The sequence below is a fragment of the Xanthomonas sp. WHRI 6106 genome (assembly GCF_040202405.1).
GTDB classification, from domain to species: Bacteria; Pseudomonadota; Gammaproteobacteria; order Xanthomonadales; family Xanthomonadaceae; genus Xanthomonas; species Xanthomonas cannabis.
Genome location: NZ_JBEGFC010000005.1, coordinates 162,514 through 181,122, shown reverse-complemented (window position 1 = coordinate 181,122; position 18,609 = coordinate 162,514). Strand labels below are relative to the sequence as shown.

Genomic DNA, 18,609 nt, shown 5'->3' with positions numbered 1-18,609 from the left:
AGGCGGAGTGCGCGCGAGGTATCCGCCGATTCGAACGCATGCCGCGCCCGTCTGGCAATGAGCGCAGTGGTTTTGTCAGCGGCTATCAGTTGGCCGCAGCCATCGGCCGACGTGCCACGCTGACGATCGCTCGCGCCCCTGCGCGGCTGTCTTTACGCCGGCTGGATCGCAACCGCGCGCAATGCCGCATCCAGCTTTGCGCGCTGCGCTGCATCGTCGCAGCGCTCCGTTGCGTGTTGCAGCAGCGCACGTGCCTGCTCGTCGCGGCCGAAGCGCTCGGCCAGCATCAGGCCCGCGTCCAGCGACCAGCTCGGCAGCATCGGGTCGCGCGGCCAGGCTGCGATGGCGGCCAGCAAGCCATCGGTGGCCAGCTGGAACTGCCCGGCCATCTTGGCGCGCTCGGCCAGCAGGGTGGCCTGCTCCGGCAGCAGCGGGGTGAATGCAGGGTCGCTGTCCAGCGCTTCGCGCTGCAGTGCGAGCGCGCGGCGTTCCTGCTTTTCCTGCAGCAGGCGGTTGATGTAGTGCCGGGTGTGTTCGTGTAGTTCGTCGCTGCGATGGTGCTGTCGGAGCAGGCGCTGATACAGCTCGTGCACCGCCAGGCTCACCGCACGCGAGCGCACCGCACCACGCACTGCCTGAAAGGCCTCGTCTGTGTGACCCTCGCGCACATGGTGTTCGGCCTCATCGAGCAGGCGCTGATCCGGATCGGCACGTTCCTGCACGTCGCCGCCATTAGGGGTATAGCCCAGCGCTTCGTGGTACTGGTAGACCAGATACCCCATCAGATGGAAGCTGGCGAACAGGGCCCAGATGGAGGCCACCAGCGTGGTCGCCTCGCGCACGATGGGCGGTAGATATGTCAGTGCAATGAACGCCGCCGCCGTGCCGCTGCCCTGGATCACATACAGCAGCCCGTAGGCGGCCAGATACGGCCAGCCGATGCGCATCGCCATGTCGAGCGACACCGCAGGGTTCAACGCGCGCCGCAGGCTGCCGTCGATGGCAAGCGAAATGAGCATGCCGGGCAACAGCAGCAGGGTTGCCACATAGGCGATGGTCAGCCCGAACGGGCCCGCGACCACGGCGGCCGCGCCGATCACGATGCCCAGCGCGATGGCCAGCAGGATCAGGCGCAGCACCGCGCTGTCGAAGCTGTTGTATCCGAGCCGGGGCGCATCGGCTTGCCCATCGGCGGTGTGGCGCAGGATGTCGAAGGCGTAGGTGTAGGTCGCCATGCCCAGCACGCCCATGACCAGCAGCTTCAGAATGCCCGGCAACACCAGCAATGCACTGCATAGCGTCAGCGCGATCAGCGCATACAGCGCCGAGCCGCGCAGCGGGTAAGTGGCGATGGCGGGAATGCGGGTCCAGAACGGCGCAGGCGCGGCCTGCACGGCCTTGCGCGCGCGAAAACGGTCTTCCATGACGCTCCCCAAGCGTGTGATGTGAAGGGATTGTGCGACCATGCGCGGCCTCGTGCAATTGGGCGTTGACGCCTTCCGGCCACTGCGGTCAGGGCGGGTCAGCTGCTTGCGGCCTGCCGCTCGCTGTCGCCGGTTCGCCGCGTGGGGCCGCGCCCCCCCACATGCCATGCGCTTCCCGTGCCATCCCATGGCGCCTGTCCTTTTCCTATCGCAAGGAGCTCCGCGTGAATCCATCGACCCTGGACACCCCGCAGGTCCGTATTCGCAGCATCGATGTGCTGTCCGACAACTGGTATGTGCTCCGCAAGGTCACCTTCGACTTCCTGCGCAAGGACGGGCGTTGGCAGACCCTGTCGCGCGAGGCATACGACCGCGGCAACGGCGCCACTATCCTGCTCTTCAGCCGCGCCAGGCAGACGGTGATGTTGACCCGGCAATTTCGCCTGCCGACCCTGCTCAACGGCAATCCGGACGGCCTGTTGATCGAGGCCTGCGCCGGCCTGCTGGACCGCGACGATCCGCAGACCTGCATCCGCAAGGAAACCGAAGAGGAAACCGGCTACCGCATCGATCATGTGCGCAAGGTGTTCGAGGCCTTCATGAGTCCGGGCTCGGTCACCGAGCGGTTGTACTTCTTCGTCGGCGAATACTTCGACGGCGACAAGGTGAGCGACGGCGGCGGCGTCGAAGAGGACGGCGAGGAGATCGAGGTGCTTGAACTGTCACTCGACGATGCGCTGGCAATGATCGGCTCCGGCGAGATCGCCGATGCCAAGACCATCATGCTGCTGCAGTACGCCAAGCTGCACGGGGTGCTGGACTAGCTCGCGGATGAGCACCCGTGAGCGCAAGCGTTGCTAGGCGGCTTGTCGTGCGTTGGAACCGGCAAGACGACAAAGTCACGCGGCCTACGCGTGACAAGGCAGGTGAACCGCATCAGCAGAATCGTGACGGCCAGTCCACCAGGAGCCTGCTTGAAGTCGCTTGTCTCGCGGCAGAGGCCTTCGCGCGAAGATAGGGCGCGCCGCCGTCAGCGCGTTTTTCTCAGTACCTTGTCGTCGTATTCCGGTGATCTGCCGCTATGGCAGTTCTGCCCGTCTTGAACGAGGAGGTACTTGGGATGCTGGTCGTCGCTGGAGGGAAGATCCTCTTCGACGGCAAACCCGTAGATGTTCGGCCCTACCAGCGGATCGTCGACATCAATGAAGTTGAGCAAGAGACAGCTGCCGATCCGCTCGGCCATGTCCCAGAAACCTGTCATGGTCCGCGGCGCGTCATTTACGTGGCCGCCAGCGATACAGAAGGTTTTCAACGTATAGCGCTGCATCTTTCTGCTCGGAGTGGGCATCGAAAGCGAAAGCTCGGCACTGACCACCCGGCAGTCTTGCGCATAGGACTCGAGTTGCCCGGTGTAATGACCGGTCAGCAGTTGCTGACGCTCCAGGGGCCATGGATCGCTCCGGTTTGCCGGTTCGGCTGCGGCCGTACCGGCGGCGACGATCGCGATGGCCATCGTGCAGGCCAGTCGCGTGTTCTTTGCATCCTTGCTCATGGCATTCCTTGGTGGGCGTCGAGCTCAGCGCTTTCCGCCAAAAATACTTCCAAAAATACCGCGCACGATCTGCTGCCCGATCTTGCTGCCGATGGTGCGCGAGGTCTGCTTGGCCATCGTTTCCAGCATGCCCTGGCGGCGTCCGGTGCCGAACACGGCATCCTTGACCGCCTTGCCGAAGCCGCTGTCCTGCGCGTCCTCCTGCGCGCGGCTACGCGCGGGCGGGGCGGCAGTCTGCGTGGCCATCTGTTCCACGCGGCGTGCCAGCAGTTCGGCGGCCGATTCGCGATTGATCGCGGTGTCGTAGCGGGTACCAACCAGGCTGGCCGCGCGGACCTGCGCGCGTTCGGGCGCGCTGATGGCGCCCATGCGGCAACGCGGCGGCGCGATCAGCGTCTGCTGCACCGGCGCCGGCACGCCCTTGCCCTGCAATGGCGATACCAGGGCTTCGCCGGTGCCCAGTCTGGAAATGGCGCTGGCCACGTCGAGCTTGGGATTGGCCACGAAGGTTTGCGCGGCGGTCTTGACCGCCTTCTGGTCACGCGGGGTGTAGGCGCGCAACGCGTGCTGTACGCGGTTGCCGAGCTGGCCGAGGATGGTGTCCGGGATGTCGTCGGGAAACTGCGAGCAGAAATACACCCCGACGCCCTTGGAACGAATCAAGCGCACCACCTGTTCGATGCGCTGCACCAGCGCGGCCGGCGCATCGTCAAACAGCAGGTGCGCCTCGTCGAAGACGAACACCAGCTTGGGCTGGTCCAGGTCGCCCACTTCCGGCAAGCCCTCGAACAGTTCGGACAACAACCACAGCAGGAAGGTGGAATACAGCTTCGGCTTGAGCACCAGTTGATTGGCGGCCAGGATGCCGACCACGCCGCGGCCATCCGGGGCCACGCGCATCAGCTCGGCCAGTTCCAGCGCCGGTTCACCGAAGAATTGCTCGCCGCCGTCCTGCGCCAGCCGCAGCAGCGCGCGCTGGATCGCGGCCACCGACTGCGCCGACACCAGTCCGTAACTGGTGGACAGTTCCTTGCGCTCTTCCACCACCAGCGCCAGCAACGCGCGCAGGTCGTCCAGATCCAGCAGCAACAGGCCACGGTCGTCGGCGAGTTTGAACACGATGTCGAGTACGCCGGACTGGGTGTCGTTGAGTTCCAGGATGCGCGCAAGCAGGGTGGGGCCCATTTCGCTCACGGTGGTGCGCACCGGGTGGCCGAGCTGACCGAACAGGTCCCAGAACACCACCGGGCTGGCTGCCGGCGCATAGTCGGCGATGCCCACATCCGTGGCGCGCTGCAGCACAGCGGGCACGCCGTCGCCGGCCACGGCCAGCCCGGCGACGTCGCCCTTCACGTCGGCCAGGAACACCGGTACCCCCAACCGCGAAAAGCCTTCGGCCAGGGTCATCAGGGTCACGGTCTTGCCGGTGCCGGTGGCGCCGGCCACCAGGCCATGCCGATTGCCGAAGCGGCCTTCCAGGGTGACCGGGATGTCGTCGGTAACGCCTTTGCCGAGCAGGAACGAGGCCATTGCGCAGATCCGGTGGAAGAAAGGCAGGATTCTAGCGGGCAACCTCGCCTGTCCAGGCGGGCGATAACGACTTGGGGGTTGGCCCTGCGATCGGGTTGGCACGCCTGCGGCGCGGGGCGGTCGGCGCTGTGCCGCCCCGTCCCCGAACCGTCGTACCGATGCGATGTGGCTGCGTGTCGCCCGCTCGCCAAGCTAACGGGCCACTGACCCTGGCGTCCGCCGCGCCTTGCCCCGGTATCGCCCCGGCGGCTACCCTGCCTGCCTTTCCGCTGTACTGCCTACGATGCCGCTCGCTCATTTTGGTTTGCGCCCATGGCCTGTCCTGGCTGTGGTGGCGCTGATGTCTGTCGTCCCCGCCGCCCACGCGATCTCCAAACGCGACACGGAGAAGGCCGCCGCGCTCGATGCGCGCATGGCCGCCGCCGAAAAGCGCTACCGCGATGCGCTGGTGCTGGTGAACAACTCCGATCCGAAGGGCACCGCCGAGGGCGACGCTGCACTGGAGGACATGGAGGACGTCATCGACGCCTGCATCAAGCAGCGCGGTTGCCTGGTCGCCAATCAACTGGCCACCTACAAGCGCCTGCTCAAGGCGCGCGCCGACGCCGAAGCGCCGGCTGCCGAAGACCCGGAAGATGACGACACCCTGCTGCAGGCCGACCCCGACCATCTCGGCCCGGCTTCCAACGGCGTGCCCGAGGCGGCGCGGGCGGCGACGCTGCTCAACGACCAGCGCCACGAGTTCGACAAGATGGTCCAGTACAACCCGGCGGTGCAGGCCGGCATCCGGCGCTGGCTGACCGACATGCGCCCGGCGCTGATGACCAGCTACGACAACTACAGCAACCTGCGCGGGGTGATGTGGCCGGAATGGCAGAAGCGCGGGCTGCCGGAGGCGCTGCTGTTCGGCATCATGGCCAAGGAATCCAACGGCAAGGTGCACGCCAATTCGCGCGCCGGCGCGGCCGGACTGATGCAGTTCATGCCGGCCACCGGGCGCCGTTTCGGGCTGGGCCCGGACGGCACCGGCTTCGACACGCGCTTCGATGCACGCAGCGCCGCCGAAGCCAGCGCCGCCTATCTCAACGAGCGCATGGCCGGGCTCAATCGCAGCATCGAGCTGGCACTGGCGGCCTACAACGGTGGCGAAGGGCGCGCGGCACGCGTGTTTTCGCAATTTGGCGGGCGCGGCTTCTGGGAACAGGATGTCTATAACCAGTTCCCGGCCGAAACCAAGGACTACGTGCCGATGGTGATCGCGGCGGCGTGGATCTTCCTGCACCCGCGACAGTACGGCGTGGACTTCCCCAAGCTCGACGCGCAGCCGGCCACGCTCAAGCTGGCCAAGTCGACCACGATCTACGAACTCACCATCTGCCTGGGGGGCATGGGCGCGCGTGATGGCTACATGCGTGCGCTGCGCAACCTCAACCCGCGCTACGAATCCGATGGCTGGATTCCGGCCGGCACCGTCATCAACGCCACCAATCGCATCGCCAGCCTGTACACGCGTTACTGCGTGAGCGGCCCGCGTGCGGACCTGGCACGCACCCTGATCACGGCCGATCTCAACAACGCCATCGTGCGCAGCAGCGCATCGCCCGAGTACGTGCCAAGCGTGGCGGTCGGCGACGTGAGCCCGATGGCCGGCGTGCCGACCACCGTGGCCACCGGCCAGCCGGCGGTCGCCAAGCCCAAGGCCAGGCAGGCGCGCAGCTACACCATCGCCAAGGGCGACACGCTCGGCCGCGTCGCGAACAAGTACCGGTGCGAGATCAAGGAGCTGGCCAAGGCCAACGGCCTGAAGGCCCCGGCGTATGCGCTCAAGCCGGGGCAGAGCATTAAGCTGGCGGGCTGCGACCGCTGACTTGCGCGCGTGGTGCCGTGCTGATGGCCGCACCCTTTAGACGGCGGTGCGCATCGGCCTGAACCCGCTGGCGTGGGAGCAGGCCAGGCCGCGCGAACGCCGCTCCGTTAGCCCGGGTCTGGGCAGCGTGTTTTCAATCGAAGGTTTGGCAAACGGCGCGCGGGTGTGCGACGCCTTGTCGGGAATGTCTCGTCGCGGCCAGGTCCGCTCCTACGATGGCGGCGAGCGCACGACAAGGCTGCTTGCCGTAGGAGCGGACCTGGCCGCGACGAAGCCGTCCAGGTAGTCCTGTTGTGCGCAGTGTGTTGCGTTATCTGGGCTGGGCAAAACGGCGCGCGTAGGAGCGACGCATCGCCGCGACCAGGTCTGCTCCTGAGACGGTGTCATTGCAATTCACTGGCGACGCGCAAGCGCTTGCCCCAGCCGCACCGATGTCTCGGCAGCAAGTGCACCATCGAGCGTGGCCACACCCGGCGGCAGCAGCACGATCACGGTCGAGCCGTAGTTGAAGCGGGCCATCTCCGCAAACCGTTCCAGCACGATGCCGTTGCCGCGGTAATCCTTGCGGGTGATGCGGTCGCCATAGCGCGGAATCTCCACGCCGCTCCAGACCGTCTCCACGCCGGAGACCAGCAGCGCGCCCACCATCACCGACGCCATCGGGCCAAAGTCGGTGTCGAAGTGGCACACCAGGCGCTCGTTGCGCGCGAACAGGCGCGGCACATTGCGCACCGCGTCCGGGCCCACGCTGAACAGCCGGCCGGGCACGTGCACGGTTTCGCGCAGGGTGCCGGTCCACGGCATATGTACGCGGTGATAGTCCTTGGGCGACAGGTACACGGTGGCGAACAGGCCGTTGGTGAACGGCACTGCGGCCGCTTCGTCGCCAAGCAACTCGGCGGCGGTGAACGACTGCCCCTTGGCCTGGAAAATGCGGCCGTTCTCGATCGGACCGAGCTGGCTGATGCGGCCGTCGGCCGGCATCAGCAACGCGGCCGGGTCGGCATCCGGCACGCGCGCGCCGGGCTTCAAGGCGCGGGTAAAAAACGCGTTGAAGGTGGGGTAGGCGCGCGGGTCAGGCTCCTGCGCTTCGCTCAGGTCCACGCCGAATTTGCGCGTCACCGTGTCGATCAACCACTGCTTGGTGGACGGCGTCTGCGAGTAGGCCAGCGCGCGCGCCATGGACGACAGCAACCGGTGAGGCAGCACGTAGGTCAGGGAAGTGACGAAACTCACGGGGCGGTTACCTTGGTCAGCTGTTGGAGGTCGGCGGCAATCGCCTTGGGATCGAGCGGGGGACGGATCAGGCCGGCCAGGCGGCCCTGCGGGTCGAGCACGGCGATGCCGGCCGAATGATCCATGCTGTAGTCGTTGGGATTCTGCTCGAAGCCCTTGCCCGGCACCTTCTGGAACACGAAGCCCAGTCCCGTGGCAAAACGCTCCAGTGCCGGCACGTCCGCCGTGGCAGCCAGGGTGTCCTTGTGGAAGGCGTGCGCGTATTCGCCCAGCCCCGCGGGCGGGTCACGCTGCGGGTCCACCGAGACGAACAGCACGCGCGGGCGCAGGCCATCGGGAATGCTTTCCCACTGCTGCTGCGCCACCGCCAGATCGGTCAGCGTGGTCGGGCACACATCCGGGCAGAAGGTGAAGCCCAGAAACACCAGCGTCCAATGCCCCTTCAGTTCACCTGGCACCAGCTGGGTGCCGTCGGACTGGCGCAGGCTGAACTGCGGCAGCGGGCGCGGCTGCGGGTAAAAGGTGATGGTCTGGGTGGGTGGCCAGGGCGAGCCGGGCGCGCCGCCGAAGAACTTCTGCCCCAGCAAGAGCCCCAGGCCGGCGGCCAGCGCCACCAGCAGCACGATGCCGGTATTGCGATTGAACATGGCGGTTTCCAGTGCAACGGACGCTCATGATACCGATCCGACCTCTATAATCGGGGGCCGATTCCTCTTTAGTTGTTGCCATGACTGCCGCCGCGGCCGACGAACTGCACACCATCATCGACCTGATCCGCTACGGTACCAGCCGTTTCAATGCAGCCGGTCTGACCTTCGGCCACAGCTACGACAACGCGCTGGACGAAGCCACCCAGCTGGTGCTGCACAGCCTGCATCTGCCGCACGACCTGGGCCCGGCCTACGGCCAGGCGCGTCTGCTGCGCGAGGAAAAAGAGCGGGTGCTCGGCCTGTTCGAGCGTCGCATCACCGAGCGCGTCCCGGCGGCGTACCTGACCGGTGAAGCCTGGTTCGCCGGCCTGAGTTTCAAGAGCGACGCGCGTGCGCTGGTGCCGCGTTCGCCGATCGCCGAGCTCATCGAAGCCGGTTTCGAGCCCTGGCTGGGCGGCCGCGAAGTGACCCGCGCGCTGGACCTGTGCACCGGCTCGGGCTGCATCGCCATTGCCATGGGCCACTACAACCCGCACTGGGATGTGGATGGCGTGGACATCAGCGACGACGCGCTGGCACTGGCCGCCGACAACAAGGCGCGCCTGCATGCCGACAACGTCACCCTGCTCAAGTCGGATCTGTTCACTGGCCTGGCCGGGCGTCGGTACGACCTGATCGTCACCAACCCGCCGTACGTCACCAACGACGAAACCGATGCGCTGCCGCAGGAGTATTCCTACGAGCCCGAACTCGGCCTGCGTGCGGGCGACGATGGCCTGGATCTGGTGCTGAAGATCCTGCGCGATGCGCCGCAGCACCTGAGCGAAGACGGTCTGCTGATCTGCGAAGTGGGCGAGTCCGAGCAGCACCTGATCAAGCTGCTGCCGGAACTGGATCTGGCCTGGGTGGAATTCAAGGTCGGGCAGATGGGCATCTTCGCGGTGGAATGCCGCGAACTGATCGCACACAACGCGCGCATCGCCGAGTTGGCCGGTGCGCGCTGAGCCGCCCGCATCCCGCCCGCAGCTGAGCGATCTCATGCTGTTGGTGCCGGTATCCCTCTTCGGTATGTGCATTCCGCTGGGGTTGCTCGACGTGGTGTTTCGTTTGTTCAACCCGATGTACGGCGGCCCGGCACTGCAGCGCTGGTCGAGCGCTGCGGCGGAGATCGGGTTTGGCTTGACGGCGTTTTTCGGCCTGGTGTCGGCCTGGATCGTGGTGGCCAGTTCGGATGCGACCTTGCGCACGCATCGCCGGCGTACGGCGGTCGTGGCACTCGGCTTGCTCGGAGGGATCGGCGTGGCGGTGCATCTGCTGGCCGACTGGGTGCTCGGTGGCCGTGTCGAGTCGGGAATGTTTCTGGTAGTGGTCAGTGGTGTGTCGGCCGTGGCGCCGATGCTGGTGGCGGCTCGGCATGTGCCGCGCGTGTTGCGCGCGCTGCAGCCTGCCGCAATGTTGAGAGGATGCCGTCATGGGCAGTAACAGTTTCGGCCGATTGTTGACCGTCACCACCTTCGGCGAATCGCACGGGCCGGCCATCGGCTGCGTCGTCGATGGCTGCCCGCCCGGCCTTGAAATCGCACCGGAAGAATTCACCCACGACCTGCAGCGGCGCGCCACCGGCAAGAGCCGGCATACCTCCGCGCGCCGCGAGGCCGACGAGATCGAGATCCTGTCCGGCGTGTACGAAGGCCGCACCACCGGCACGCCGATCGGGCTGCTGATCCGCAACACCGATCAGCGCAGCAAGGACTACAGCAACATCGCCCAGCAGTTCCGTCCCGGCCATGCGGATTACACCTATTGGCAGAAGTACGGCATCCGCGACCCGCGCGGTGGCGGACGTTCGTCGGCGCGCGAAACCACCATGCGTGTGGCCGCCGGCGTCATCGCCAAGAAGTGGCTCAAGCAGCGCTACGGCGTGCTGGTGCGCGGATTTCTCTCGCAGCTGGGCGAAATCCGCCCAACCGGTTTCGACTGGGATGCGGTGGAAGACAACCCGTTCTTCTGGCCGCACGCCGCGCAGGTGCCGGAGCTGGAAAGCTACATGGATGCGCTGCGCAAGTCCGGCGATTCGGTCGGCGCGCGCGTGGACGTGGTGGCCGGCGGCGTGCCGGCAGGCTGGGGCGAGCCGATCTACGGCAAGCTCGATGCCGAACTGGCGGCTGCCTTGATGAGCATCAATGCGGTCAAGGGCGTGGAGATCGGCGACGGCTTCGCCAGCGCGGCGCAGAAGGGCACCGAACACCGCGACCTGATCACCCCGGAAGGCTTTCTCAGCAACCATGCCGGTGGCATTCTGGGCGGTATCTCCACCGGCCAGGCGGTCACCGCCTCGATGGTGCTCAAGCCCACCTCCAGCTTGCGCCTGCCCGGCGCCACGGTGGATGCCGAGGGCGGCGTGGTCGATGTGATCACCACCGGGCGGCACGACCCATGCGTGGGCATCCGCGCCACCCCGATTGCCGAGGCGATGATGGCGCTGGTGTTGATGGACCAGGCGCTGCGTCATCGCGCCCAATGCGGCGATGTCGGCGAGGTGTCGCCCCGCATTCCCGGTCAGGTCGATGTCTGATACGCGGCGCGCCAAGGTGTGGGTCAGCCAGCCGCTGTTCGACGATGTCGTCGCGCAGCTGGGTGAGCATTTCGAGCTGACCACCACCGAGCACGTCAGCGCGTATTCGCCGGCCGAGCTGGCCGCGCAACTGGCATCGCTGGACGGTGCCCTGATCACCCTCAACGAGCGCATCGGCGCGGCCGAAATCGCGGCGGCGCCGCAGCTGCGCGCCATCGCCAATGTCGGCGTGGGCTACAACAATCTCGACATCGAGGCGCTGAGTGCGGCCGGCATCCTGGCCAGCAATACGCCCGATGTGCTCACCGAAACCACCGCCGATCTCGGCTTCGCGTTGCTGATGGCCACCGCGCGTCGCATCACCGAAGCCGAGCGCTGGCTGCGTGACGGGCAGTGGGGGCAGTGGTCGTTCAAGACCATGCTCGGCGCCGATATCCACGGCAGCACGCTCGGCATCCTGGGCATGGGCCGGATCGGGCAGGGCATCGCACGGCGTGGCGCATACGGCTTTGGCATGCGTGTGCTGTATCACAACCGCAGCCAGCTGCCGGCCGACACCGAACAGGCGCTGGGCGCGCAGTACGTCGATTTCGAGACGTTGCTGGCGCAGTCCGATCACCTGCTGCTGGTGCTGCCGTATACCAAGGAGTCGCACCACATCATCGATGCGGCGGCGCTGGGCAAGATGCGCCCTACCGCCACGCTGGTGAATATCGCTCGCGGTGGCATCGTCGATGAGCTGGCGCTGGCCGATGCGCTGGCCAACGGGCGCCTGGCCGGTGCCGGCCTGGATGTCTACGAAGGCGAGCCGCGCGTGCGCCCGGAACTGCTCGCGCTGCGCAACGTGGTGCTCACCCCGCATATCGGCAGCGCCAGCCTGGCCACGCGCCGCGCCATGGTGCAACTGGCGGTGGACAACCTGATCGCGGCCCTGGGCAAAGGCCCCAATGCCGGCCATCCGCCGAGCGCGCTCAATGCCGATGCGGTTGCCGCTGCCCAACAGGGCGGCATCGGTGTGGACGCGAAAAAGACCGGCGTCACCGGCACGATTTCGACCAAACGATAGGGAACCTCCGCGGCCAGCTTTGGAGGTTCCCCGAACCCAGCGCGCAGTGCTTCCTCTTTCCCCTTTTCGATAAAGACAAACTCATGAGCAACGAAAACCGTCGTTTCAACGTCGCGGTCGTGGGCGCCACCGGCGCTGTCGGCGAGACCATGCTGAGCATCCTGGCCGAGCGTAATTTCCCGGTTGCCACCCTGTACGCGCTGGCTTCGTCGCGTTCGGCCGGCGGGCAGGTGGAATTCAACGGCGGCAAGGTCGATGTGCTGGACCTGGCCGAGTTCGACCCGACCGGAGTGGACATCGCCCTGTTCTCCGCAGGCGGCAGCGTGTCCAAGGAGTACGGCCCCAAGTTTGCCGCCGCCGGTGCGGTGGTGATCGATAATTCCTCCGCGTTCCGCTACGACGACGACGTGCCGCTAGTGGTCTCCGAAGTGAACCCGGAAGCACTCAAGCAGCGCCCGCGCGGCATCGTCGCCAACCCCAATTGCTCGACCATGCAGATGCTGGTGGCGCTGGGCCCGATCCACCGCGCCTACGGCATCGAGCGCATCAATGTGGCGACCTACCAGTCGGTGTCCGGCGGCGGGCGATCGGCGATGGAAGAACTGGGCAAGCAGACCAGCGAGCTGCTGAGCTTCCAGGACATCGACCCGCAGCGCTTTCCGGTGCAGATTGCCTTCAACCTGATCCCGCACATCGACGACTTCCAGGACAACGGCTACACCAAGGAAGAGATGAAGCTGGTCTGGGAGACCCGCAAGATCCTCGGCGACGACAGCATCCAGGTGAACCCGACGGCAGTGCGCGTGCCGGTGTTCTACGGCCACTCCGAAGCGGTGGCGATCGAAACCCGCGACAAGATCACCGTCGAGCAGGCGCGTGCCCTGCTGGCTGCATCGCCGGGCGTGGAAGTGGTGGACGAGCGCAAGCCGGGCGGCTACCCGACCCCGGTGACGCATGCCTCCGGCAAGGACGCGGTGTTCGTCGGTCGCATCCGCGAAGACTTCTCGCACCCGCGTGGCCTGAACCTGTGGATCGTCTCCGACAACATCCGCAAGGGCGCTGCGCTCAACGCGGTGCAGCTGGCCGAACTGGTCGCCCAGGAAGGCTGAGCCAGCCGGTCCACCCGTAGGAGCGCGCCCGAGCGCGACGGACGTTACCGATAACGCCTCATCGCGCTCAGGCGCGCCCCTGCGCCGGCATGCGCGCAATGCCGGTCGGCGTCGGAGTTGCGCCGCCGGCTCCACGCCGCGCTCCTATGCAGGGCACATCCTGGTCGGTCCTGTCGACAACATGCCGTTCGCGTGGGTGTCGCACGGCGGCGGCGGCGACTTTTTACTCATTCAGCGGCTATATTGATGCCCATGAAACATAGGGGCAGGGGCGCGATGCGTCCGATACACGGGTTGGGTGCGTTGCTGCTGATGGCCTGCAGTGGCGCAGCCATGGCATTGGGGCTTGGCGATATCCGGGTGCTGTCCAAGCCCGGGCAGCCGTTGGTGGCCGAAATTCCGGTCATCTCCAACGAGCCGGGCGAGCTCGACAACGCCCGCGTGGCACTGGCGTCGGCAACCACCTTCGCGCGCGTCGGACTGGAGCGGCCGCAGGGTCTGGTCAGCAGTCTGCAGTTCCAGTTCGCGCAGGATGCGCGCGGGCGGGCGGTGATCCGGGTGACCAGCAGTCAGCCGGTGGACCAACCGGCGATCAACTTCCTGATCGAAGTGGAGTGGGGCCAGGGCCGGCTGGTACGCGAGTACGCCGCCCTGGTCGATGCGCCCAACACCGCTGCCGCGATCGCCGAGCCCGCCATCGAAGCGCCGCGCGCCGGCGCCAGCAATACCATCGCCCGTGAGCCGGCGGCTGCGCAGGCGGCGGTCGAACGCGCTGCGCAGGGCGCCCCCAACGCCGCAGCGGCGCCCTCACGGCCCGCCCCGGCCAACGCCGCGGCGTCGCAGACCGGCGATGCGCTGCCGGCCGTGCGCTCGGGCCAGACCTTGTCGGAGATCGCGGCGCGCCTGGCACGTTCCAGCGGGCATTCGCTGGACCAGACCATGCTGGCGTTGCTACGCACCAATCCCGATGCCTTCGTCAACGGCAACATCAATCGACTGAAGCAGGGCGCAGTGCTGCGCACCCCGCAGGAAGACGCACTGGCGCAGGTCGGTGCGGCCGAAGCCACCGTGATGGTGCGCGAGCAGGCTGCCCAGTGGCGTCAGGCGCGGTCGGCCATTCCGCAACCGGCCGATGCCGGTGCCGCGGCAGCGACAGCCCCGGCTGCGGCGGCCGCGTCCACCGCGCCCGGTGCCGGCGCGCGGCTCGAAATCGCCCCGGCAGTGGCGAGTCAGACCAACACCGCCGGCGCCACGTCCGGCACCAGTGCCGAAGGCGAGGGCGAGATGGCGGCCAACCAACAGTTGCAACAGGCCAAGGAAGACATCGCCACCCGCGATGCGGAATTGCAGGACCTGCGCTCACGCGTGGCCGATCTGGAAAAGCTCAAGCAGCAGCAGCAAGCCTTGATCGCGATGAAGGACACCGACCTGGCCGCCGCGCAGAAGCGTCTTGCCGAGGCGCCGCAGGCAGCACCGCAAGGTGGTGGCTTCCCGCTGTGGCTGATCGGTGGGCTGGTGCTGATCGTGGCCGCGGTTGTCGCGTGGCTGGCCGCGCGCCGCCGCAAGCCTTCGCCGTTGCCGCCGTTGCCGCGGCGCCAGTTCGACTTTGTGCCACCGGTCGCGCCGGCCGATGGCGGCGAGCCGCAGGACGACGTGCACGCCATCGAGCCGAGCGAGCGCGATGTGGTGCACGAAACCGAATTCGAACAAGTCGACCTGCGCGAAGACGAGCGCACCCATGACGTGCAGCCGCCGTTGTCGGAGGTGCTGCGGCGCGAGCCGCTGCTGTCCGAGCCAGCCGCTGCGCCGCCGGTGGTCAACAGCGACGAGTGGCGTTCGCTGCGCGCCACCCGGGCGGCAACGTCGCCACCGATAGCCGCGTTCCAGGCCGCCGATTCCCCGTTCCCGTCTGACGCGTCGCAGGCGCCTGATCAGGCCGAGCCTGTCCAGCCCGTGCACGCGGAGCGCGCGCCCGACCTCGGCGCACCATCGGCGGCAGCGTCGGCTGCGCACGATGGCGTCCAGGACGGCTTCGACGTCAACCGCGCGGCCCAGGATGTCGTTCCGGCTCCTGCGACTCCGCTGGCAGCGGCTGCACCCGGCGCGGTGGGCCGCAGGGAAGTTGCCTCCGCAGGCCGTGATCGCCTGGAACTGGCGGTGGCGTACATGGACCTGGGCGACAAGGACACGGCGCGTGGCCTGCTGCTGGAAGTCGCGGCCACCGGCGATGATGCCACCCGCGCCGAAGCCGCCGAGCTGCTGGAACGCCTGGCATGAGCCCGGCCATGGACAGCCTTGCGGTACGCGAGCGACGGATCGACTACGTGGAGTTCGCATCCACCGATCCCGACGCCAGCCGGGCCTTCTTCGAAACCGTGTTCGGCTGGCAGTTCCAGGCCTACGGGCCGGATTACCTGGCCTTCAGCGACGGCCGCCTGGATGGCGGCTTCTACCGCGCCGGCACGCCTGCTCCGGCAGAAGGCGGCCCCTTGGTCGTGCTGTATGCCGACGACCTGGCGCCGATGCTCGATCGGGTGCGCGCCGCCGGCGGCGAGATCGTCAAGCCGGTCTTCGGCTTTCCGGGTGGCAGTCGGTTCCACTTCCGCGAGCCCGGCGGCACCACGCTGGCCGTGTGGTCCGAGCGCACGATCGCGTCAACCGACTGACCGCGCGCCTGTGTGAGCCGCGTGCTACCGCGGCTCGCCATCGGCCGATGCTATCGGACAACGCTGCTCGTACACTTCACCTTCTCCGCATAGCGGGGCTGTGCTGGCACCTGCCTGCGATGGCGGCGTCGGCATGACCGGCGTTCGGTTTCATCGATTCATTCATAGGGCAGGTGCCGATGCGTTACGCGCTGGGCGTGGAATATGACGGCAGCGAGTTTCAGGGCTGGCAGCAACTGGGCGAGCATGGCGGGCCGAGCGTGCAGGCCAGCCTGCAGACGGCGCTGTCGTCGGTGGCCGATGCCCCGATCCAGGTGGTCTGCGCAGGGCGAACCGACGCCGGCGTGCATGGCGAATGCCAGGTGGTGCACTTCGACAGCGATGCGCGACGTCAGCCGCGTGGCTGGATGCTGGGCACCACGGCGCGGCTGCCGGCTTCGATTGCGGTGCGCTGGTGCGTGCCCGTTGCCGACGACTTCCATGCGCGCTTTTCCGCGCGCGCCCGGCGGTATCGCTACCGCCTGCTGAATCGTCAGATCCGCCCGGCACTGTATCGGCAGACGCTGAGCTGGGAACGTCGGCCGCTCGATGCCCAGGCCATGCATGCTGCTGCCCAGGCCTTGCTGGGCGAAAACGACTTCAGCGCGTTTCGCAGCGTGCAATGCCAGGCCTTGCATGCGCGTCGCAACCTGCAGGCAATCAGCGTGCAGCGCATCGGTGACGTGGTGGAGGTACAGGTGCAGGCCAATGCATTCCTTCATCACATGGTGCGGAATATCGTGGGCTCGCTGATGTTGGTCGGAACCGGCGAACAGCCGGCCGACTGGATCGCGACGTTGCTCGCCGGGCGCGACCGCACGGTTGCCGGGCCGACAGCGCCGCCACAAGGTCTGGTGTTTATCGGGCCTCTGTATCCTGCAGAGTGGCTTCTGCCCGCCGAGGTGACCCAATGAATCGATCGCTGTACCGCACCCGTATCAAGTTCTGTGGCATGACCCGCGCCGGTGACATCCGACTGGCCGGGGAGCTGGGTGTGGACGCGGTAGGTTTCATCTTTGCCCACGGCAGCCCGCGCCGCGTGGCGCCGGCCGAGGCGCGCGCCATGCGCCAGGCCACCGCGCCGATGGTCGATGTGGTGGCCCTGTTCCGCAACAATTCCAAGGAAGAAGTGCGTGAGGTGGTCCGCACCGTGCGCCCGACCCTGCTGCAGTTCCACGGCGAGGAAGACGACGCGTTCTGCCGCAGTTTCAACCTGCCGTATCTGAAGGCCGTGCCGATGGGCAGCACCGGCGTGAACGGCGAAGACGCCAATGCACGCACGCTGCAGCTGGCCTATCCCAATACGGCCGGCTTCCTGTTCGATAGCCATGCGCCTGGCGCTGGCGGCGGCACCGGCAAGACCTTCGACTGGTCGCGACTCCCCACCGGCTTGCATCGCCCATTTCTTCTTGCCGGCGGCATCACCGCCGACAATGTGTTCGACGCGATCGTCGCGACGCTGCCCTGGGGCGTGGATGTCTCCAGTGGTGTGGAACTTGCGCCCGGCATCAAGGATGGCCACAAGATGCGCAAGTTTGTCGAAGAGGTGCGCCGCGCCGATTGTCACGAAATGGGGTGAGGGCGGGATTCGGGAGTCGGGATTCGGGATTCGTAACAGCGGTGGGTTGAGGCGATTGGTTGATGGGCAGACCTACCTGTTTGCGCGCTGGCAGGTTTCTGACTTCGATTCGTCGGCAGCTGCGCGCCCCGCGTTGTTGGTGTGCCGGCTGCGCCGAGGTGGGGCCTACCGCTAGAACGATTCAGTTAGTGACTGCATGCCGTCGCTTGCGAAGCTCAGACGTCTCGTTTCGCACCTTCTTGGTAGCGACATCGGTGCATGGTCTTGCGCCTGGTAATCGTGTCGTCGGTGCATGGTCGTAATCAGCCGTGCTGGCGCTGCGGTCGTGCGACGGCCGCCCGCGATGCGGCTCAGGTGGCTGCGGCATGCATGGCCGGCGAGGTGTGCTGATCGTTTGCCAGGGCGCTGCCTAGCCAATGCGCCAGCTGGGCGATGCGTGGGTCCGGGTTGCGCTTTGCGGCGCATAGCACCCAACGGCCGCGGGTGGCGGTAAATCCCCAGGGCGCCAGCAGGCGCCCGGCTGCCAGATCGGCCGCGACCAGGGCCTGCGGGGCGATCGCGATGCCCAGGCCCGCGGCGGCCGCCTCCAGCAGATAGACCAGATGTTCGAACTCGGTTCCCAGCCGTAACGCGTCGGGCGCCAGGTCGTGGGCCTGGGCCCATTCCGGCCATGCCTGTGGGCGCGAACGGGTGTGCAGCACGGCGTGATCGAGCAGGGCGGCCGGGTGGTTGCCAGCGAGCCGCAAGGACGAGGCAAGGTGCGGGCTGAGCACCGGCCCGATCCATTCCACGCCCAGGTCGTGCACCTGCCAGTTGCCGGGCCAGGGTGGGGTGTCCAGCAACAAGGCCGCGTCCAGGCCATCCAGATCCGCGCCGGGCGGTTGTTCGTTGGCCGACAGGTGCAGGCGCATGTCCGGAAGGTCGTGTTGCAACCGGCCCAGGCGCGGGATGACCCAGCGGGCAAGCAGGCTGCCGGAGCAGCCCAGCACCAATGGCGCCTCGGTGGCCGGGCGTCGCAGACCGGCCCAGGTGTCGGCAATCAGGGCGAACCCTTCTCCGGTGGCATCGCGCAAGCGCGCGCCGGCAGTGGTCAATACCAGGCCGCGGCCCTGGCGGACAAACAGGGCCGCACCCAGGGCGTGTTCCAGCGCACGGACGTGGCGGCTGATGGCGCCATGGGTCACGTGCAGCTCCTGCGCCGCGCGGCTGACGCTCTGCAGGCGCGCGGCGGCTTCGAAGGCGCGCAAGGCCGCCAGCGGTGGGAGTAGGCTGCTCATGTGTGAGTCCAGGTCACAGGTTGCAGCAATCTTATCGAT

General features: G+C 67.2%; 17 protein-coding genes. 11 read left to right on the top strand and 6 right to left on the bottom strand.

The window, feature by feature from the left end; all coding sequences use genetic code 11:
• Window positions 1-152: 152 nt before the first annotated feature.
• Window positions 153-1,424 (bottom strand): hypothetical protein, encoded by a 1,272-nt coding sequence (locus tag ABQZ09_RS09855; protein ID WP_349776777.1) that lies wholly within the window; start codon window positions 1,422-1,424, stop codon window positions 153-155.
• 224 nt (window positions 1,425-1,648) lie between these two features.
• On the opposite strand from ABQZ09_RS09855, the gene nudK reads away from it, so the two are divergent.
• The gene (gene nudK / locus ABQZ09_RS09850; RefSeq protein ID WP_228314033.1) at window positions 1,649-2,248 is read left to right on the top strand and encodes a GDP-mannose pyrophosphatase NudK; all 600 of its coding nucleotides are present in this window, start codon (window positions 1,649-1,651) and stop codon (window positions 2,246-2,248) included.
• 206 nt (window positions 2,249-2,454) lie between these two features.
• Here the strand turns inward: nudK and ABQZ09_RS09845 are convergent, their stop codons facing one another.
• Both ABQZ09_RS09845 and ABQZ09_RS09840 read right to left on the bottom strand, forming a co-directional pair.
• Window positions 2,455-2,976, bottom strand: coding sequence for a hypothetical protein (locus ABQZ09_RS09845; RefSeq protein WP_349776776.1), 522 nt, complete (start codon window positions 2,974-2,976; stop codon window positions 2,455-2,457).
• A 24-nt stretch (window positions 2,977-3,000) separates the two neighbouring features.
• Window positions 3,001-4,506, bottom strand: a complete 1,506-nt coding sequence (locus tag ABQZ09_RS09840; RefSeq protein WP_349776775.1) for a helicase HerA-like domain-containing protein — start codon at window positions 4,504-4,506, stop codon at window positions 3,001-3,003.
• Window positions 4,507-4,789: 283 nt separating this feature from the next.
• On the opposite strand from ABQZ09_RS09840, the gene ABQZ09_RS09835 reads away from it, so the two are divergent.
• Window positions 4,790-6,373, top strand: coding sequence for a transglycosylase SLT domain-containing protein (locus tag ABQZ09_RS09835; RefSeq protein WP_039406173.1), 1,584 nt, complete (start codon window positions 4,790-4,792; stop codon window positions 6,371-6,373).
• Between the two features lie 393 nt (window positions 6,374-6,766).
• Here the strand turns inward: ABQZ09_RS09835 and asd are convergent, their stop codons facing one another.
• Together asd and ABQZ09_RS09825 are read right to left on the bottom strand one after the other, a co-directional pair.
• Entirely contained in the window at window positions 6,767-7,609 is an 843-nt protein-coding gene (asd, locus tag ABQZ09_RS09830) for an archaetidylserine decarboxylase (RefSeq protein WP_349776774.1), read from the bottom strand.
• Window positions 7,606-8,256: an SCO family protein gene (locus tag ABQZ09_RS09825; RefSeq protein WP_349776773.1), complete on the bottom strand. Its 651-nt coding sequence runs from the start codon at window positions 8,254-8,256 to the stop codon at window positions 7,606-7,608. Before ABQZ09_RS09825 ends, asd begins: the two co-directional genes overlap by 4 nt.
• Before the next feature lie 80 nt (window positions 8,257-8,336).
• Between ABQZ09_RS09825 and prmB the strand changes: the two genes are divergently transcribed.
• From prmB to ABQZ09_RS09780, 9 genes are all read left to right on the top strand, one after another.
• Entirely contained in the window at window positions 8,337-9,263 is a 927-nt protein-coding gene (gene prmB / locus ABQZ09_RS09820; RefSeq protein ID WP_228314029.1) for a 50S ribosomal protein L3 N(5)-glutamine methyltransferase, read from the top strand.
• Entirely contained in the window at window positions 9,253-9,741 is a 489-nt protein-coding gene (locus tag ABQZ09_RS09815) for a hypothetical protein (RefSeq protein WP_184555125.1), read from the top strand. The genes prmB and ABQZ09_RS09815 overlap by 11 nt, the downstream gene beginning before the upstream one ends.
• Window positions 9,731-10,834 carry a chorismate synthase gene (gene aroC / locus ABQZ09_RS09810; protein ID WP_349776772.1) on the top strand — a complete coding sequence of 368 codons (1,104 nt, stop codon included), beginning with the start codon at window positions 9,731-9,733 and terminating at the stop codon, window positions 10,832-10,834. Before ABQZ09_RS09815 ends, aroC begins: the two co-directional genes overlap by 11 nt.
• On the top strand, window positions 10,827-11,900 hold the full coding sequence (locus ABQZ09_RS09805; protein ID WP_349776771.1) for a 2-hydroxyacid dehydrogenase: 1,074 nt from the start codon (window positions 10,827-10,829) through the stop codon (window positions 11,898-11,900). The genes aroC and ABQZ09_RS09805 overlap by 8 nt, the downstream gene beginning before the upstream one ends.
• An 83-nt stretch (window positions 11,901-11,983) precedes the next feature.
• Window positions 11,984-13,009: an aspartate-semialdehyde dehydrogenase gene (locus ABQZ09_RS09800; protein WP_039566622.1), complete on the top strand. Its 1,026-nt coding sequence runs from the start codon at window positions 11,984-11,986 to the stop codon at window positions 13,007-13,009.
• A gap of 276 nt (window positions 13,010-13,285) precedes the next feature.
• Window positions 13,286-15,286 carry a motility hub landmark protein FimV gene (locus ABQZ09_RS09795; RefSeq protein ID WP_503018847.1) on the top strand — a complete coding sequence of 667 codons (2,001 nt, stop codon included), beginning with the start codon at window positions 13,286-13,288 and terminating at the stop codon, window positions 15,284-15,286.
• Window positions 15,283-15,675, top strand: a complete 393-nt coding sequence (locus ABQZ09_RS09790; protein WP_349776770.1) for a VOC family protein — start codon at window positions 15,283-15,285, stop codon at window positions 15,673-15,675. Before ABQZ09_RS09795 ends, ABQZ09_RS09790 begins: the two co-directional genes overlap by 4 nt.
• Window positions 15,676-15,854: 179 nt before the next feature.
• A complete protein-coding gene (truA, locus tag ABQZ09_RS09785) occupies window positions 15,855-16,628 on the top strand; it encodes a tRNA pseudouridine(38-40) synthase TruA (RefSeq protein WP_039406190.1) in 774 nt (257 codons plus the stop codon).
• Entirely contained in the window at window positions 16,625-17,293 is a 669-nt protein-coding gene (locus ABQZ09_RS09780) for a phosphoribosylanthranilate isomerase (RefSeq protein WP_184555109.1), read from the top strand. The genes truA and ABQZ09_RS09780 overlap by 4 nt, the downstream gene beginning before the upstream one ends.
• Before the next feature lie 350 nt (window positions 17,294-17,643).
• Here ABQZ09_RS09780 and ABQZ09_RS09775 read toward each other — a convergent pair whose 3' ends face one another.
• Complete coding sequence (locus ABQZ09_RS09775; RefSeq protein ID WP_349776769.1) at window positions 17,644-18,570, bottom strand: LysR family transcriptional regulator; 927 nt, start codon at window positions 18,568-18,570, stop codon at window positions 17,644-17,646.
• Window positions 18,571-18,609 lie beyond the last annotated feature (39 nt).

Excerpts from the sequence above, each read along its gene's own strand:
- ABQZ09_RS09855 (WP_349776777.1), bottom strand. The coding sequence starts at position 1,424 with ATGGAAGACCGTTTTCGCGCGCGCAAGGCCGTGCAGGCCGCGCCTGCG.
- ABQZ09_RS09845 (WP_349776776.1), bottom strand. The coding sequence starts at position 2,976 with ATGAGCAAGGATGCAAAGAACACGCGACTGGCCTGCACGATGGCCATC.
- ABQZ09_RS09840 (WP_349776775.1), bottom strand. The coding sequence starts at position 4,506 with ATGGCCTCGTTCCTGCTCGGCAAAGGCGTTACCGACGACATCCCGGTC.
- ABQZ09_RS09835 (WP_039406173.1), top strand. The coding sequence starts at position 4,790 with ATGCCGCTCGCTCATTTTGGTTTGCGCCCATGGCCTGTCCTGGCTGTG.
- ABQZ09_RS09825 (WP_349776773.1), bottom strand. The coding sequence starts at position 8,256 with ATGTTCAATCGCAATACCGGCATCGTGCTGCTGGTGGCGCTGGCCGCC.
- prmB (WP_228314029.1), top strand. The coding sequence starts at position 8,337 with ATGACTGCCGCCGCGGCCGACGAACTGCACACCATCATCGACCTGATC.
- aroC (WP_349776772.1), top strand. The coding sequence starts at position 9,731 with ATGGGCAGTAACAGTTTCGGCCGATTGTTGACCGTCACCACCTTCGGC.
- ABQZ09_RS09805 (WP_349776771.1), top strand. The coding sequence starts at position 10,827 with ATGTCTGATACGCGGCGCGCCAAGGTGTGGGTCAGCCAGCCGCTGTTC.
- ABQZ09_RS09800 (WP_039566622.1), top strand. The coding sequence starts at position 11,984 with ATGAGCAACGAAAACCGTCGTTTCAACGTCGCGGTCGTGGGCGCCACC.
- ABQZ09_RS09795 (WP_503018847.1), top strand. The coding sequence starts at position 13,286 with ATGCGTCCGATACACGGGTTGGGTGCGTTGCTGCTGATGGCCTGCAGT.
- ABQZ09_RS09790 (WP_349776770.1), top strand. The coding sequence starts at position 15,283 with ATGAGCCCGGCCATGGACAGCCTTGCGGTACGCGAGCGACGGATCGAC.
- truA (WP_039406190.1), top strand. The coding sequence starts at position 15,855 with ATGCGTTACGCGCTGGGCGTGGAATATGACGGCAGCGAGTTTCAGGGC.
- ABQZ09_RS09780 (WP_184555109.1), top strand. The coding sequence starts at position 16,625 with ATGAATCGATCGCTGTACCGCACCCGTATCAAGTTCTGTGGCATGACC.
- ABQZ09_RS09775 (WP_349776769.1), bottom strand. The coding sequence starts at position 18,570 with ATGAGCAGCCTACTCCCACCGCTGGCGGCCTTGCGCGCCTTCGAAGCC.